Origin of the sequence: Thalassovita litoralis (assembly GCF_900182725.1) — a bacterium.
GTDB lineage: Bacteria > Pseudomonadota > Alphaproteobacteria > Rhodobacterales > Rhodobacteraceae > Thalassobius > Thalassobius litoralis.
In genome coordinates, this window is record NZ_FXTO01000013.1 from 28,801 (window position 1) to 44,262 (window position 15,462).

At 60.2% G+C, this 15,462-nt stretch carries 16 protein-coding genes; 4 read left to right on the plus strand and 12 right to left on the minus strand.

Annotated features, from left to right (window positions below; translation table 11 throughout):
- Positions 1–699: a DUF1223 domain-containing protein gene (locus FN828_RS11260; RefSeq protein ID WP_142493554.1), complete on the minus strand. Its 699-nt coding sequence runs from the start codon at positions 697–699 to the stop codon at positions 1–3.
- Positions 700–928: 229 nt separating this feature from the next.
- On the opposite strand from FN828_RS11260, the gene acnA reads away from it, so the two are divergent.
- Complete coding sequence (gene acnA, locus FN828_RS11265) at positions 929–3,616, plus strand: aconitate hydratase AcnA (RefSeq protein ID WP_142493556.1); 2,688 nt, start codon at positions 929–931, stop codon at positions 3,614–3,616.
- Positions 3,617–3,694: 78 nt separating this feature from the next.
- On the plus strand, positions 3,695–4,399 hold the full coding sequence (locus FN828_RS11270) for an SDR family NAD(P)-dependent oxidoreductase (protein ID WP_142493558.1): 705 nt from the start codon (positions 3,695–3,697) through the stop codon (positions 4,397–4,399).
- A gap of 31 nt (positions 4,400–4,430) precedes the next feature.
- Here the strand turns inward: FN828_RS11270 and FN828_RS11275 are convergent, their stop codons facing one another.
- Positions 4,431–5,228 carry a heme-dependent oxidative N-demethylase family protein gene (locus FN828_RS11275; RefSeq protein ID WP_142493560.1) on the minus strand — a complete coding sequence of 266 codons (798 nt, stop codon included), beginning with the start codon at positions 5,226–5,228 and terminating at the stop codon, positions 4,431–4,433.
- A gap of 105 nt (positions 5,229–5,333) precedes the next feature.
- On the opposite strand from FN828_RS11275, the gene FN828_RS11280 reads away from it, so the two are divergent.
- Entirely contained in the window at positions 5,334–6,779 is a 1,446-nt protein-coding gene (locus FN828_RS11280) for a TrkH family potassium uptake protein (RefSeq protein ID WP_142493561.1), read from the plus strand.
- A gap of 45 nt (positions 6,780–6,824) precedes the next feature.
- On the opposite strand, the gene FN828_RS11285 is transcribed toward FN828_RS11280, so the two are convergent.
- The 10 genes from FN828_RS11285 to yajC all read right to left on the minus strand — a co-directional run bounded on the left by FN828_RS11285 (position 6,825) and on the right by yajC (position 13,796).
- Positions 6,825–7,364: a DsbE family thiol:disulfide interchange protein gene (locus tag FN828_RS11285; RefSeq protein ID WP_142493563.1), complete on the minus strand. Its 540-nt coding sequence runs from the start codon at positions 7,362–7,364 to the stop codon at positions 6,825–6,827.
- Entirely contained in the window at positions 7,357–7,515 is a 159-nt protein-coding gene (gene ccmD, locus FN828_RS11290; RefSeq protein WP_142493565.1) for a heme exporter protein CcmD, read from the minus strand. The genes FN828_RS11285 and ccmD overlap by 8 nt, the downstream gene beginning before the upstream one ends.
- On the minus strand, positions 7,512–8,246 hold the full coding sequence (locus FN828_RS11295; protein ID WP_142493567.1) for a heme ABC transporter permease: 735 nt from the start codon (positions 8,244–8,246) through the stop codon (positions 7,512–7,514). The genes ccmD and FN828_RS11295 overlap by 4 nt, the downstream gene beginning before the upstream one ends.
- 60 nt (positions 8,247–8,306) lie before the next feature.
- Positions 8,307–8,963 carry a heme exporter protein CcmB gene (gene ccmB, locus FN828_RS11300; RefSeq protein ID WP_142493570.1) on the minus strand — a complete coding sequence of 219 codons (657 nt, stop codon included), beginning with the start codon at positions 8,961–8,963 and terminating at the stop codon, positions 8,307–8,309.
- Positions 8,960–9,577: a heme ABC exporter ATP-binding protein CcmA gene (gene ccmA / locus FN828_RS11305; protein ID WP_142493572.1), complete on the minus strand. Its 618-nt coding sequence runs from the start codon at positions 9,575–9,577 to the stop codon at positions 8,960–8,962. The genes ccmB and ccmA overlap by 4 nt, the downstream gene beginning before the upstream one ends.
- Positions 9,578–9,714: 137 nt before the next feature.
- The gene (locus FN828_RS11310; protein ID WP_142493574.1) at positions 9,715–10,068 is read right to left on the minus strand and encodes an Mth938-like domain-containing protein; all 354 of its coding nucleotides are present in this window, start codon (positions 10,066–10,068) and stop codon (positions 9,715–9,717) included.
- Positions 10,069–10,095: 27 nt separating this feature from the next.
- Positions 10,096–10,848, minus strand: coding sequence for a sulfite exporter TauE/SafE family protein (locus tag FN828_RS11315; RefSeq protein WP_142493576.1), 753 nt, complete (start codon positions 10,846–10,848; stop codon positions 10,096–10,098).
- Positions 10,841–11,809 carry a protein translocase subunit SecF gene (gene secF / locus FN828_RS11320; RefSeq protein ID WP_142493578.1) on the minus strand — a complete coding sequence of 323 codons (969 nt, stop codon included), beginning with the start codon at positions 11,807–11,809 and terminating at the stop codon, positions 10,841–10,843. The genes FN828_RS11315 and secF overlap by 8 nt, the downstream gene beginning before the upstream one ends.
- Before the next feature lie 2 nt (positions 11,810–11,811).
- Positions 11,812–13,476: a protein translocase subunit SecD gene (gene secD, locus FN828_RS11325; RefSeq protein ID WP_142493581.1), complete on the minus strand. Its 1,665-nt coding sequence runs from the start codon at positions 13,474–13,476 to the stop codon at positions 11,812–11,814.
- A gap of 32 nt (positions 13,477–13,508) precedes the next feature.
- On the minus strand, positions 13,509–13,796 hold the full coding sequence (gene yajC, locus FN828_RS11330; RefSeq protein WP_142493583.1) for a preprotein translocase subunit YajC: 288 nt from the start codon (positions 13,794–13,796) through the stop codon (positions 13,509–13,511).
- A 231-nt stretch (positions 13,797–14,027) separates the two neighbouring features.
- On the opposite strand from yajC, the gene serS reads away from it, so the two are divergent.
- The gene (gene serS / locus FN828_RS11335) at positions 14,028–15,320 is read left to right on the plus strand and encodes a serine--tRNA ligase (RefSeq protein WP_142493584.1); all 1,293 of its coding nucleotides are present in this window, start codon (positions 14,028–14,030) and stop codon (positions 15,318–15,320) included.
- The last annotated feature ends 142 nt before the right edge of the window (positions 15,321–15,462 follow it).

The window sequence follows — 15,462 nt, forward strand, 5'->3', positions numbered from 1 at the left end:
CTACCGCAACCGTGCGGCGGCCAGCACCTCTCCGGGGCCTTTTTTCTGAACGATCACCACGACCGGCTGATCACCGGGCACCGGCCCGCCCGTATCCAATCCTTGCCGCGTGTCCCATTCCCCCAGAATGTGCCATTCGGTCACAATGTTGGAATATTCCACGGACCGGCCAGCATTTTCACCCTTGTGGATTTCCACCCGCGCCGAAGGCCGGTAGCGCACCAGTTGAACCACAACGGGTTCGGGCAACGGCTGGCTGGCCCGTGCCGTGATATGCACCAGATCCCCCTGTCGGCGAAGCGTCAAGGTCACTGGCTGCGCCTGATCTGCGTGTTTACGGACCAAATCCATCACATCGACCGGATGATTACCCACCACATGTTCACGCCCGCCGACAATCATCTGCGGCGTGTAAACAGACCGGCGCCCACCTGCGATGGCATAGGCTTTTTGCCGGGCGGTAAAGGCGGGATCGGCAAAAGCGTCTTTCCAGCCGATATAGTCCCAATAATCCACATGCAGCGCCAAGGCGATGACATCCTCTCGTTCTGCCAATGTGCTTAGAAATTCATCAGCAGGCGGACAAGAGGAACACCCCTGAGAGGTAAAAAGCTCAACCAGCACTGGATGATCGTCGGCCCAAACCGGCCCCACTGCCGCCACCCAGGCAGCGGCTATCCATGTCATGACCTGACGCATGATCGCGTTTTTCCCCTTCTTTCCGTGCCTTCTGTCATAGGCCTTTCAGCCTGAAATAACCAATCAACGTTTTGTCAGCCAAGAGTGAGGCAATCCATCCCCTGCCGATCATCCCCGAAAATGTGTGCAATGGTATACATAATTGTCACTCCCCCCTTGATTGCCTCGGCGCATTCAGGCAGAAGCGGCACCAGCGTAACCCTTTTTGCTGACCAGAGGGAGGCCATCCATGCCCATCGTCGTTGGAAATGACACCGCCAAGACACGCAAGTCGCTGTCGGCTGGCGGAAAATCCTATTCTTATTACTCGATCCCCGCCGCCCAGGAAGCCGGGCTTGGCGATTTTTCCAAGCTGCCCGCTTCGCTGAAAGTGGTGCTGGAAAACCTGCTGCGCTTTGAAGACAATGGTTTTTCGGTGTCGGTTGACGACATCAAAGCCTTTGGCGAATGGGCTGTGAATGGCGGTAAGAACCCGCGCGAAATCGCGTATCGCCCGGCCCGCGTGCTGATGCAGGATTTCACCGGCGTTCCCGCCGTTGTCGATCTGGCCGCCATGCGCGACGGTATCAAGGCGCTGGGTGGCGACGCCCAGAAAATCAACCCGCTGAACCCGGTTGATCTGGTCATTGACCACTCGGTCATGATTGACGAATTCGGCAATCCGCGCGCGTTCCAGATGAACGTGGACCGCGAATACGAACGGAACATGGAACGCTACCAGTTCCTGAAATGGGGTCAGGGCGCGTTCAATAACTTCCGCGTGGTTCCGCCCGGCACCGGCATCTGCCATCAGGTGAACGTGGAATATCTGGCCCAGACCGTCTGGACCGACACCGACCAGAACGGCGATACCGTGGCTTACCCGGATACGCTGGTTGGCACTGACAGCCACACCACCATGGTGAACGGTCTGGCCGTGCTGGGCTGGGGCGTTGGCGGGATCGAAGCCGAAGCTGCCATGCTGGGCCAGCCGATTTCGATGCTGATCCCCGAGGTTGTGGGCTTCAAACTGACCGGCGAAATGGTCGAAGGCACCACCGCAACCGACCTGGTTCTGAAGGTCGTGGAAATGCTGCGCAAACATGGCGTGGTCGGCAAATTCGTTGAATTCTACGGCGAAGGTCTGGATCACCTGCCCCTGCCCGACCGTTCGACCATTGCCAACATGGCCCCGGAATACGGTGCGACCTGTGGCTTCTTCCCGATCGACGACGAAACCCTGCGCTACCTGCGCCAGACCGGCCGCGAAGAGGACCGCATTGCGCTGGTCGAAGCCTATGCCAAAGAAAACGGCTTCTGGCGTGGTGCGGACTATGCGCCGATCTACTCGTCCACGCTGGAACTGGACATGGGCACCATCGTTCCCGCCATCTCGGGTCCGAAACGCCCGCAGGACTATCTGCCGCTGACCGGCGCGAAAGCTGCCTTTGCCAAGGAAATGGCCGATAACTTCAAGCGTCCGATGGACAAAGAAGTGGCCGTTGAAGGCGAAGATTACGCCATGACCTCGGGCAAGGTGGTGATTGCTTCGATCACGTCCTGCACCAACACCTCGAACCCCTATGTGCTGATCGGCGCCGGTCTGGTTGCCCGCAAGGCGCGTGCGCTGGGTCTGAACCGCAAGCCTTGGGTAAAAACCTCTTTGGCCCCCGGTTCGCAGGTTGTGACCGAATACCTCGAAGCTGCTGGCCTTCAGGAAGATCTGGACGCCGTTGGCTTCAACCTTGTTGGCTATGGCTGCACCACCTGTATCGGGAACTCGGGTCCGCTTCAGCCGGAAATCTCGGCCGCGATCAACGAGGGCGATCTGGTCGCCACCGCTGTTCTGTCGGGGAACCGGAACTTCGAAGGACGGATTTCGCCGGATGTGCGCGCCAACTATCTGGCGTCGCCGCCGCTGGTTGTGGCCTATGCGCTGGCCGGTGACATGAATATTGACCTGACCAGCGAACCGCTGGGGCAGGACAAGGATGGCAACGATGTGTTCCTGAAAGACATCTGGCCGACCAACAAAGAAATCGCGGAACTGGTCGACAAGACCGTGACCCGCGAAGCGTTCATGAAAAAATACGCCGACGTCTTCAAAGGCGACGAAAAATGGCAGGCTGTGGAAACGTCCAAGGGTGAAACCTATGACTGGCCCGCGGAATCGACCTATATCCAGAACCCGCCGTATTTCCGCGGCATGGGCACGGAAAAAGGCACCATCAAAAATATCGAAGGTGCCAAGGTTCTGCTGATCCTGGGCGATATGGTCACGACCGACCACATTTCCCCCGCCGGTTCGTTCAAGGCCGACACCCCGGCAGGCAAATACCTGACCGAACGCGGTGTGCCGGTGCGTGAATTCAACTCGTACGGTGCTCGTCGCGGCAACCACGAGGTGATGATGCGCGGCACCTTCGCCAACATCCGCATCAAGAACGAAATGCTGGATGGCGTCGAAGGCGGCTTTACCAAAGGCCCCGATGGCGAACAGACCTCGGTCTACGATGCGTCGATGGCTTATCAGGCGGCGGGCACCCCGCTGGTTGTGTTTGGCGGCATCGAATACGGCGCGGGTTCGTCGCGTGACTGGGCGGCCAAAGGCACCAACCTGCTGGGCGTCAAGGCCGTGATCGCAGAATCGTTTGAACGTATCCACCGCTCGAACCTGGTGGGCATGGGCGTTGTTCCGTTCGAATTCACCGGCGGCGACAACCGCAAGACTCTGGGCCTGAAAGGGGATGAAACCATCTCGATCACGGGTCTGGACAGCGTGCAACCGCTTCAGGTTCTGGATTGCGCGATCACCTATGGCGATGGCACCACCAAAACCATCAAGGTCAAGTGCCGGATCGATACCGCGCCCGAGATCGAATATCTGGAAAACGGTGGCGTGCTGCATTACGTGCTGCGCAACTTGGCCAAGTCGTAAGACAGCGCCAACTTTCACTAAGAAACTTGACGGGCACCCTTCGGGGTGCCCTTCTTCGTTGTCAGGAAGGGAAAAAATATGCGCAAAACGGCACTGATCACCGGCGGCGCGCGTGGGATTGGCCGCGCCATTGTCGAAGAATTAGCGACGGATCATAACGTGGTCTTTACCCATCACAGCAGCGACCCCGGCCCGATACTGTCCACCTGCCCGGATTGTCTGGCGCTACAGGCGGATCTGACGGAACCGAACAGCGCGGAACAAGTGGTTGGGCAAGTGCTGGCCCGCTTTGGCAGGCTGGATGTGATCGTGAATAACGCCGGACAAATCGCCATGTCCCCGAAAACGGAATTCGATCTGGCGGCCCATCACCGCATTCTGGACGTGAACCTGTCTGCCCCCGCCGCCCTGTTGGCGGCCTCCCTGCCCCATCTGAACTCCGGCGCGGCGATTGTCAGCATCTCGTCGATCAATGCGGTACTGCCCCCGCGTGATGCCGCGATCTACGGAGCCAGCAAGGCGGCGCTGAATCTATGGACCCGCGCGATGGCCAAGGAGCTGGGACCGCAAGGAATCCGTGTCAACGCCGTCGCCCCCGGCGCGATCAACACCCCCGAAGCCCCGCGCGATGCCGATCTGACCCGGCTTTTCGTAGATCAAACCGCCCTTGGCCGTATCGGCACCCCGCAAGATATTGCCAAGGCCGTGCGCTTTTTGGCTTCGGACAACGCGTCATTTATCACCGGCGAAATCCTGACTGTTGCAGGGGGATACCGACTATAAGCCAAATCAGACCTGACCGCGTTATCCGCCGTCAATCGGCCAAACGAATTGGGAATTCTTCCAACGCTGCGGCCTGTTCCGGTGTCAGCGCCGATGGCTCTATGATCTGGGTATGGATCGAAAACACCACGGCCCGCGTTTCCGGCAGTCTGATCAGGCATTGCCGTTCCACCCGGATAAACCGTGATCCGCGCGTGCCGTGGACAAGATCGCCTTCGGATCGTGGGTCAGCCAAGGGCGCATCGGATTGCGATGCGGTGCCACGCATCAGCCCCCTGCCCACCTGCACCCCATCCAACAACCGCTGCACCCGCATCGCCAGATCGGGGGTGTATTTTTCAATCGGCAAATGGATGCGGATCATCGGCATCATGAATTTTTGCGCCAGACGCCAGCCAGACGGGAAACACAGCACCCCGCCCGTCAGCACGCTTTCCGTTGTCCCCCCGGTCGGGTCGGGCTGCATCAGGCACAAATCGCATTGCACCAACCGCCCCAAGGTGGCTAAGGGTTGCGCCGGTTCCAACGCAATCCACACCCCATCCGGGCGCAAAACCCTGTCAGGCTCTAGCCGGTATCCCAGCGCGGGCAATTGCGCCAAAACCGTCTGGTACAGTTCCTCGGCGGCGGGGCGGGCGCTGTCATGCAGGGCCAGCACCTCTTGCGGTTTTTCCGCGATCAACTGATCACGCAGGGCCATTTGCCCGGCAAAGGCGGTATCGACCTCTAGCCAGTTGTCCAATGTCACCGGAACCACCCCCGGCAACCGCCGGGTGCGCGGATCGGCCCAAGGGACAAAGCTGAGTTCTGTTTGCAATATCTGTGTCATGCCCGGATGCTGCGTCCAAAATGCTGCGGCGTCCAGCCCGTTTTCGCGCTGGACCTCTGCCCCACCTTGGCATTAACTGCGCCCCACCGAATTCGGGACAAAACTATGCAATACGCGACCGTTGCACGCATCTTGGGATTTCTGGCTATTGCAATGGGTATCGCCATGCTGCCCTGTCTGGTCATCGACGGGGTCACAGGCGATCAGCATATCGGCGTTTTCGCCCAATCTGCGGGGCTGGCCCTGCTGGTGGGCACAATCGTCGTTCTGTCCACCCAGAACCGCCGCGATCAGGGTCTTGGTATCCGCGAGGCGTTTTTGCTGACCACAGGCACATGGGTTGTCATGCCCATGATCGGTGCCTTGCCCCTGATGCTGGGTGAAACCCAATCCGCCTTTACCGATGCCTATTTCGAGGCCGTGTCTGGCATGACCACGACGGGGTCGACGATCTACGAAAAAATCGAAACCCTGCCCGCTGGCATCCTGCTGTGGCGGGGTATTCTGCAATGGTTGGGCGGTTTGGGGATCGTCGTTGTGGCCATGATTTTCCTGCCAGTCATGCGCGTCGGCGGGATGCAGTTTTTCCGCTCCGAAGGGTTCGATACCTTGGGCAAGGTACTGCCCCGCGCCCCCGACATCGCCCGCAGCCTGCTGGATATGTATATCGGTCTGACTGTGCTATGTGCCCTGTGCTATCTGGTGTTGGGCATGAGCGTCTTCGATGCCACGATCCACGCCATGAGCACCCTGTCCACCGGCGGCTTTTCCACCACGGACGCCAGTTTTGGGGCATTCAAAGGGCCGTTGGAATATGTTTCAGCTGTTTTCATGCTATTAGCCTCGATGCCGTTTATCCGCTTTGTGCAGCTCACACGCGGACAGGTCGCCCCGGTGCTTCGGGATGTGCAAATCCGGGCCTACCTGCGCTGGACCGCCTATGCCATCGGGGCCGTGGTGGCATGGCGCTGGATTCATGAAACCGGGAATTTTCTGGATATCCTGCGCGAAAGCACCTTTAACGTGGTCACGCTTTTTTCCGGCACCGGCTACGCATCCGAGGACATCACCGCTTGGGGGGCTTTCCCCTTTACCATCATCTTTATCACCGGGTTGATTGGTGGCTGTACCGCCTCGACCGGGTGTTCTGTCAAAATTTTTCGCTGGCTGGTGGTTATCGAAGCCATCAAAACCCAGATCCGCCGTATCCAATGGCCGAATGCGGTCTTGCGCCCACGCTTGGGGCAGCAGGCGATTGAACCCGATGTGATGGATTCTGTCATCGCTTTTTTCGGGCTGTTCGTTCTCAGCTTCGGGCTGCTGACCGTGGCGCTGAACCTGACAGGCCTGCATCCGAAAACCGCGATCACCGCCGCATGGACCGCCATCGCCAATGTCGGCCCCGCTTTCGGCCCCGAAGTATCCTCGGCGGGGGCGCTGAACGCTTTCCCTGAAACGGCAAAATGGCTGATGATTTTCGGGATGCTGGCCGGGCGGCTGGAAATCCTGTCGGTCTACGTTCTGTTCACCCGCAAATTCTGGATGGACTGAACGCCCCGACCTCGCCCCTGCCCCTGCACACTGGCAAAATGGGGCTTACTGCCCCATCGCCTTTTTAATAGCCGGGCCAAGCGTTGTTTCGATCACGCGCTGGGTGATCGGACCGGCATGGCGTGTCACGATCCGGCCTTCGCCGTCGATCAAATAGGTTTCCGGCACGCCATAAACGCCCCAGTTCAACCCCATCCGCCCGGTATCGTCCTGCCCGATCCCGGCATAAGGATTGCCCAGTTCGGCCAGAAACTTCAGCGCCGCCTCGGGCTTGTCCTTGTAATTCACGCCGTAAATCGTGACACCTTGTTCAGCCAGCGCTTCCAGATTGGGATGCTCCACCCGGCAGGGCGCACACCATGACGCCCAGAAGTTCACCAGCTTCACCTGCCCGTCCCGCAGCGTTTCATCCGTGAAACCCGGCAAATCGGACAGCGGCACCACCTGCACCGCCGGGGCGGATTTTCCTGCCATCGTGGTTGGCAATTCATTGGGATTTTCCCGCTGCATCCCGATCAGGAACATAGCCGCCAACCCGGCGAAAATCACCGGCGGCGCAATCATCATCGGAGAAATCTTAGCCATGTTTCCGGCCCCGCTTTTCCACCTCGTCCAACGCGGCCCGCGCCTTGCGCGACCGCAGAATGCTGACAACGACCAGCGCCACGATCAGCAAAATCGACACCGCATAAGAGGACAGCACCTCTACCTCGTATTTTCCCAGTTCCGGCATCATTGGCCCAGCCTTTCTCTTGCCAGCAAGGCCCGCGTCCGGCGGGCGCGAATTTCTGTCTGTGTGCGCAGAAACACCAACGCGACGAACAGCAGGATAAACCCGGCGATGCACACCAGCAGCGGATAATAGAACACATCCGCCACATGTTCCTCTTTGTCCATCGACAGTGACGCGCCCTGATGCAGCCCTTGGTTCCAAAAATTCACCGCATAGCGGCTAAGCAACGCAAAGACAGACCCAACCAGACACAAGATACTGGTCAGATCGGCGGCGGTATCGTCATTTTCAATCGCAGACCACAGCGCCATATAGCCCAGATAGAACAGGAACAGGATCAGAAAGCTGGTCAGACGCGGGTCCCATTCCCACCATGTCCCCCACATCGGCTGTCCCCAGATTGCCCCGGTGATCAGTGCGATCATTGTCATCATTGCCCCGATCGGGGCCGCCGCGCGGGCCGCCAGGGCCGATACATGGTGCCGCCGCACGATCCACACCAATGACGCCACCAGCATCATCATCCACGCATTGATCGCCATCAGCGCCGCTGGAACGTGCAGATAAATGATCTTTACCGTCGATCCCTGTTTGTAATCTTCGGGGGTGAAAAAGAACCCCCAGATCAGCCCGCTTACCAGCGTGGCAACCGCCAGCGCCGAAACCCACGGCAACAGCTTGTCCGTGGTGGCGATGAATTTCTTTGGATTGGCATATTCCCAGATCGAGGCCATGTCTTTTCCTATTTCTTCCTGCGTGCGGCGCAACTCACATCCCCGTGTGTCGTACCCCCGTTAGCGTAGGTTCACCCTCAGTACAGCGGCCGAGGCAAAAGGCAAAAGCGCGATAGCGCCGCAGGTGATCCCCGCCAGCATCAGCAACGGCGTATGATACGCCATTTCTTCGGCCCCGCGCCGCGCCACTTCGGCGCCAAAAATCAATGTTGGGACATAAAGCGGCAGCACCAGCAGGCTCAGCAACAGCCCGCCCCGCTTGATCCCCACCGTCAGCGCCGCGCCAAAGGTGCCGATCACACTCAGCGCCGGTGTGCCCAGCAGCAGCGACACCACCAGCGGCCCATAGCCCGGCCCCGGCAGGTTCAGCAACAGCCCGAACACCGGCGCGGCCAGCACCAGCGGCAGCCCCGTCGTCAACCAATGCGCAAATGCTTTTACCGACACGGCGGCTTCCATCGGCACCGGGGCGGTTGCCAGCAGATCCAGCGACCCGTCTTCCCAGTCCAGTGCGAAAATCCGATCCAGCGACAACAGGCAGGCCAGCAAAGCGCCCAGCCACAAAATCCCCGCCGCGATTTTGGCCAGCAGTGCCGACTGCGGCCCCACGCCAAATGGCACCAGCGCCACCACGATCAGGAAAAACGCCAGCCCCAGCCCAAAACCGCCCCCGGCCCGGACCGCCAGACGAATATCGCGGATCAATAAGGCAATCACAGGAAGGCTCCGTCAAAATCGTCGATCGAAGGGGCCTTGGCCTTGAACGGGCGCATATCCAGCACCCGCGCTTCGTCCAGCCCCAGATCAATATGTGTGGCCATCAGCGCCAGCCCGCCGCCTGCCAGATGGGTGCGCACCGCCCCGGCGAACATCGCTACCGCATCCATATCCAGCGATACGGTCGGTTCATCCAGCACCCACACAGGCCGCCCGGTGACAACCATCCGCGCCAACCCTAGCCGCCGTTTCTGCCCCGCACTCAGCGCCCCGGCAGGCCGGTCGATCAGCCCGTGCAGATCAAATGCTGCCAGCGCCGGATCAATCGTGCCGGTGCCAAATACATCCGCCCAGAATTGCAGATTCTCGCGCACACTCAGCACCGCCTTGATGCCATCGGAATGCCCGGCATAGGCCATCGCCTCGCGCTCCAGCCCGATTACGCCGGACAGGGCGGGCTGCAATCCGGCCACGGTGCGCAACAGCGTGGTTTTACCGCAGCCATTGGGGCCACGCAGCACCAGCGCCTCGCCCGCCGATACGGAAAACGAGACCCCCTCCAGCACAGGCACGCCGCCGCGCGCTACTGCAAGTTCCGATACATTCAATTCCATGCAGCCGTCCTACCCGATCGCCCCAGCGCCGCAAACCGTTTTTCATCTTGCCCGAAATACTCCGGGGGTGTGGGGGCTGGCCCCCACGCTGTCCCGTCAGCCCTAACCCAGCCTATCGGGTCGGGCCTTGACCCCGATCAAACCGGCAGCAATGCAGCGGCAACCCGCCGCCCTTCTGATGCCAGCACGTTATAGGTCCGGCAGGCTGCGGGGGAACTCATGACTTCGACCCCGATGCCAACCGCTTCTAGTGCCTGACGAAAGGCCGCCGGGGCATGGGCAATGTCTGCCCCCATTCCCAGAAACAGCACGTCCACCTGTCCTTCCAGCGCCAGCAGCGCGGCCAGATCATCCAACCCGCCCCAATTGCTGGCGCGGGTCAGCGTGACCAGCGCCGGGCCTTCGATCACACGGCCCGCGACCCGGAAAAACCCCGGCCCGTAGCCATCGACCGGCACCGCATCACGATAGGTAATTTCAGTCAGTTGCATCGTCCGCGCCCCTGTCCCCGTTTGTCCTTAGTCCCACAGCGGCAGCCCGCTTAGCGCCGAAACTGCCGTAATCGTATAACCAACCACGCGGTACAGCCGTTCCCGATCTGGCCGGAAAATCGCCGCCCCCAGCATGTTGCCCGCCAAATTCGGACCGGCCAGCACCAGCCCCAGCATCACCGCGCCCAGATCCAGCCGCCCCTGCGGCCACAATACCAACAGGGTCAGCAGCGCAAACCCAAACAGATAGGCCATGATATTGCCCCGGATAGCCGCCACCGGGCGACTGGAGGCCATGAACAACAGAATCACCGGCGGACCGGCCAACCCGGACAGCCCGCCCAGAATACCGCTTGCCGCCCCGGCGCCAAACAGGATCGGGCGCGTCAGAGGGCGGCGCAGCCGGAACCCCACCATCAGCAGCCCCGGAACGATCAGCGCCATGATGCTGACGATATAGCGGAACAGTTCGGGCGAGATCGCCAGCAACAGGGACAATCCGACCGGCAGCGCCAGCACCGCCCCCAGCAGCATGACCCCCACATCTTTGGGCTGCCCATCCCGCAAGGCGCGCGGCACATTCAGCGACGCCCCGATCAGGTCCGCCACGATAATCACAACAATCGTCCAGATAGGCGGCACATATTGCCCAAGGATCGGCAGGGCCACCAGCGCCGTACCGAACCCTGCAAAACCCCGCACCATCCCGGCCAGAAAGATCGCCAGCACCATCCACCCCAAACCGGGGATGGACAGCGTTTGAGACAGAACCTCAGGCATCAATATTCGCGAATTGATTGCCTTGGTTATTGTCCGGCTTGGACCAGTCGCGTTTCACGCCCATCATCAGCACGATGTTTTTGGCCACATAGACCGATGAATAGGTGCCGACGATCACGCCCCAGGTGATCGCAAACACAAAGCCCCGGATCACATCGCCCCCCAGCACCAGCAGCGCAATCAGCGCAATCAGCGTGGTGCCGCTGGTCATGATGGTCCGGCTTAGGGTTTCGTTGACCGTCAGGTTCATCAGATCGCGCAGCGGCGTTGTCTTGAACTTGATCAGGTTTTCCCGCAGCCGGTCAAAAATCACCACCGTATCGTTGATCGAATAGCCGATGATCGTCAGCAGCGCCGCAATCGTCGCCAGATCGAACCGGATTTGCAGGGCCGAGAAAATACCGATGGTGATGATCACGTCATGCGCCAGCGCGGCCACGGCCCCCACGGAAAACTGCCATTCAAACCGCAGCCAGATATAGACCAGAATTGCCGCCAGCGACGCCGCAACAGCCAAAACCGCGGTCTGGATCAGCTCGCCCGAAACTTTCGGTCCCACCGATTCCACGGATGGAAAGCTGATCGACGGGTCGACACCTTTCAGCGCGTCCTCGATCGTCTGGATGGTTTCAGGCGTCACCGCTTCTTGGTCGCCCTGCGCCTGAATACGGATCATCGCCACGTTCTTGTCTTCGCCAAAGGACGGATCGAACACTTCGGTGATGGACACATCGCCCAGCCCCAGCGGGGCCAGCGCCTGACGATACGCCCCGACATCCACCGCAGCGGTAGATTCGGTGCGGATGGTGGTGCCACCCTTGAAATCAATGCCGAAATTCAGGCCCAGCATCAGCCAGGATACCAACGACAGCACAACGGCCACCGCGGAAATACCCAAAGTCAGCTTTTGCAGGCGAAAGAAGTCATAGTTCGGAACTTCGCGGAAAAAACGCAAACGCATGGTCAGACCTCAATCGTTTTCGGGCGGCGACGCTCGAACCACATGACAATCAGAAGGCGGGTCACAAAGATCGCCGTGAAGACCGAGGTCAGGATACCCAGCCCCAGCGTGATAGCGAACCCGCGCACCGGGCCAGACCCCAGCATGAACAGGATCACCGAGATGATGAAGGTGGTGATATTGGCATCAATGATCGCAGACAGCGCCCGATCATAGCCCAGTTCGATCGCCCGTGCCGGGCCGCGTGCGGTCCGCAATTCTTCGCGGATGCGTTCAAACACCAGCACGTTGGCATCCACCGCCATACCAATGGTCAGCACGATCCCGGCGATACCGGGCAGCGTCAGCGTCCCCCCAATCAGGCTCAGCGCACCAAAGATCAGCGCGACGTTCATCATCAGCGCGATATTGGCAAAGGTGCCGAACAACCCATAGCTAAGCTGCATGAAAATCAGCACGGCCAGACCAGCCACGATACAGGCGATTTTGCCCGCCTCGATGCTGTCAGCCCCCAGTTCCGGGCCGATGGTCCGTTCTTCCAGAAAATCCAGACCGGCGGGCAAAGCCCCTGCCCGCAGCAAAACCGCCAGATGGGTCGATTCGTCCACGGTGAAATTGCCGGTGATGATCCCCGATCCGCCACCGATATGCGCCTGAATGACCGGGGCGCTGATCACCTCTCCGTCCAGAACGATGGCAAAGGGGTTGCCGATATTTTCGGCGGTGTAATCCCCGAATTTCCGCGCCCCGGACGTATTGAACCGGAACGACACCGCAGGCCGCCCGTTCTGATCGAAGGACGGTTGTGCATCCACCAGATCCTCGCCGGTGACAACGGGGGCCTGTTCCAGAACGTAATAAAGCCCCGCCTCGTCCACGGCGGGCAATACCTCGTTTCCGGCCCCGGCGGGCATGTCGGCGTTATTGGTGCGCGTCACAACCGGCTGGAACGTCAATTGCGCGGTGGTGCCGATGATGTCTTTCAGCTCTTTCGCGCTGCCCACACCGGGCACCTGAATCAGGATACGGTCATCGCCCTGCCGCTGGATGGTGGGTTCGCGGGTTCCGACCTCGTCAATCCGGCGGCGGATGATTTCCAACGCCTGCTTGACGGTACGATCATCCGTGGCGACGCGCTCGGCCTCGCTCAGCATGACCACCACGTCAGCGCCGTCTACGGTTACTTCGATATCGCTGGACCCGGCCCCCGACAGGCTGACCACCGGACGCGCCAGACCGCGCACCAGTTCAGCCGCGCGTTCCGCCATTTCCGGTTTTTGGTTCAGCCGGACCCGCAGCTCCGCGCCCTTGGTGCGCTGCAACCGGATCGTGCCAATCGTGTCACGTTCCTCGCGCAGCAGATCGCGCACTTCGGGCCACATCGCCTGTAAGCGGCTTTCATAAACATCCTCAACCTGTACCTCGGCCAGAAGATGCGCACCGCCGCGCAAATCCAGCCCCAGATTGACCAACCCAGACGGCAGGAAAGACGGCCACAGGCCAACCTGTTCCTCCAGCCCTTGCCCCGAGCCTCCGGCTTCGATGGCGGCGACGGCGTCGTTATGGGTTTCCACCCGCGTGTAAAACGCGTTCGGAAGCGCCAGCAACAATCCCAGGACACATAGCCCCAAGATTACCACGCGCTTCCACAGGTCAATCTGTAGCATAGGATAGGCTTTCGCTTAGAGGCAGGACAGGCTTACGCCTCGGCTGCGGCCGGTTCAGTTTTGCTCAGAACCTGTGCAATGGTGGCTTTGACCACGCGCACTTTGACGCCATCAGCGATTTCAACTTCGATCTCGCCGTCATCTTTGACCTTCGACACTTTGCCGATGATACCGCCCTGCGTCACCACCTGATCGCCACGGCGCAGATTGGATACCATGTTTTGGTGATCCTTCATCTTTTTCTGCTGCGGGCGGATCAGCAGGAAATACATGATCCCGAAAATCAGGATAAGCGGGAGAAACTGGCCAATGGCGTCCATCTTGTCTGTCCTTATAGATGCAGGCAGGGCCGAAACGGCCCCGCGAATTTGCAGGGAACCTATGTGCGGACCCCGCCATTTGCAAGGCGCGAAAGCCCCGCCTGTCTGTAACGGATTGGCGCATTCATGGCACAAATCCAATTGCGCAGACGCGCCATGCTTACATCCGGCGCAAAAATCGGCAATAAGCGGCGCGAAACACGACTCAAACCCGCAACCCGGAGCAAACCCATGCATGACATCCGTGCCATCCGCGAAAATCCCGCCGCTTTCGATGCGGCCCTTGCCCGCCGCGGGGCTGCGCCGTTGTCATCCGACATTCTGGCGCTGGACGAATCCCGCCGGGCCAAAATTCTGGCCGCCGAAACCGCGCAGGCCGATCAGAACAAGGCCGCCAAACTGGTCGGTGCCGCCAAGGCCAAGGGCGACGAGGCAGAGTTCGAACGCCTGCGCGCGCTGGTCGCCGAAAAGAAATCCGAAATCGCCGCCATGCAGACCGAGGCGAAAGAGCTGGATCAAAAGCTGAATGACCTGCTGATGACCCTGCCCAACACCCCGCTGGACGATGTCCCGCAAGGCGCAGATGAAAACGATAACGTGGAAATCCGCCGCTGGGGCACCCCGCGCGAATTCGATTTCCAGCCGATCGAACATTTTGAACTGTCCGGCGTCAAACCCGGTATGGATTTTGAAACGGCGGCCAAACTGTCCGGCTCGCGGTTTGTGGTGCTAAGCGGGGCAGTGTCGCGCATTCACCGGGCGCTGGCGCAGTTCATGCTGAACACCCATGTGGATGAAAACGGCCTGACCGAAGCCTGGACCCCGGTTCTGGTGCGCGAAGAAATGATGCTGGGCACCGGGCAACTGCCGAAATTCGGCGAAGACAGCTATCAAACCCGCGAAGGCTGGTGGCTGGTTCCCACCGCCGAAGTCACCCTGACCAATATCGTCAACGGTGAAACCGTCGACCACGACAGCCTGCCCCGCCGCTATGTGGCCCATACCCAATGTTTTCGCTCGGAAGCGGGTAGCGCAGGCCGCGATACCGCCGGGATGCTGCGCCAGCACCAGTTTGAAAAGGTGGAAATGGTTTCCATCACCCACCCCGATGCCAGCCTGGCCGAACACGACCGCATGACGAAATGCGCCGAAGGTATCCTTGAAAAACTGGGCCTGCCCTATCGCACGGTGGTGCTGTGTACCGGCGACATGGGATTTGGCGCGACGAAAACCCACGATATCGAGGTCTGGCTGCCCGGTCAGAATACCTATCGTGAAATCAGTTCTGTTTCGGTCTGCGGTGATTTTCAAGCGCGCCGGATGAATGCCCGGTTCAAACCCGCCGATGGCGGCAAGCCGCAATTCGTTCACACGTTGAATGGCTCGGGGCTGGCAGTGGGCCGTACGCTGATCGCGGTTCTGGAAAACGGCCAGCAGGCGGACGGGTCCGTGTCCCTGCCCGATGTCCTGCACCCCTATCTGGGCGGAAAAACCCGCCTGACCGCCGAAGGCCGGTTGGTCTGATCTGACCAGCCTAAGATTGGGGGCTTTGCCCCCGGTCGCCTATGGCGCCCTCCCCCAGAGTATTTGAGATCAGAAAGAAGCGCATCGGTTTCTTTCTGATTGGCAATACTCCGGGGTTTGGGGCAGCGCCCCAAGGCCTGAG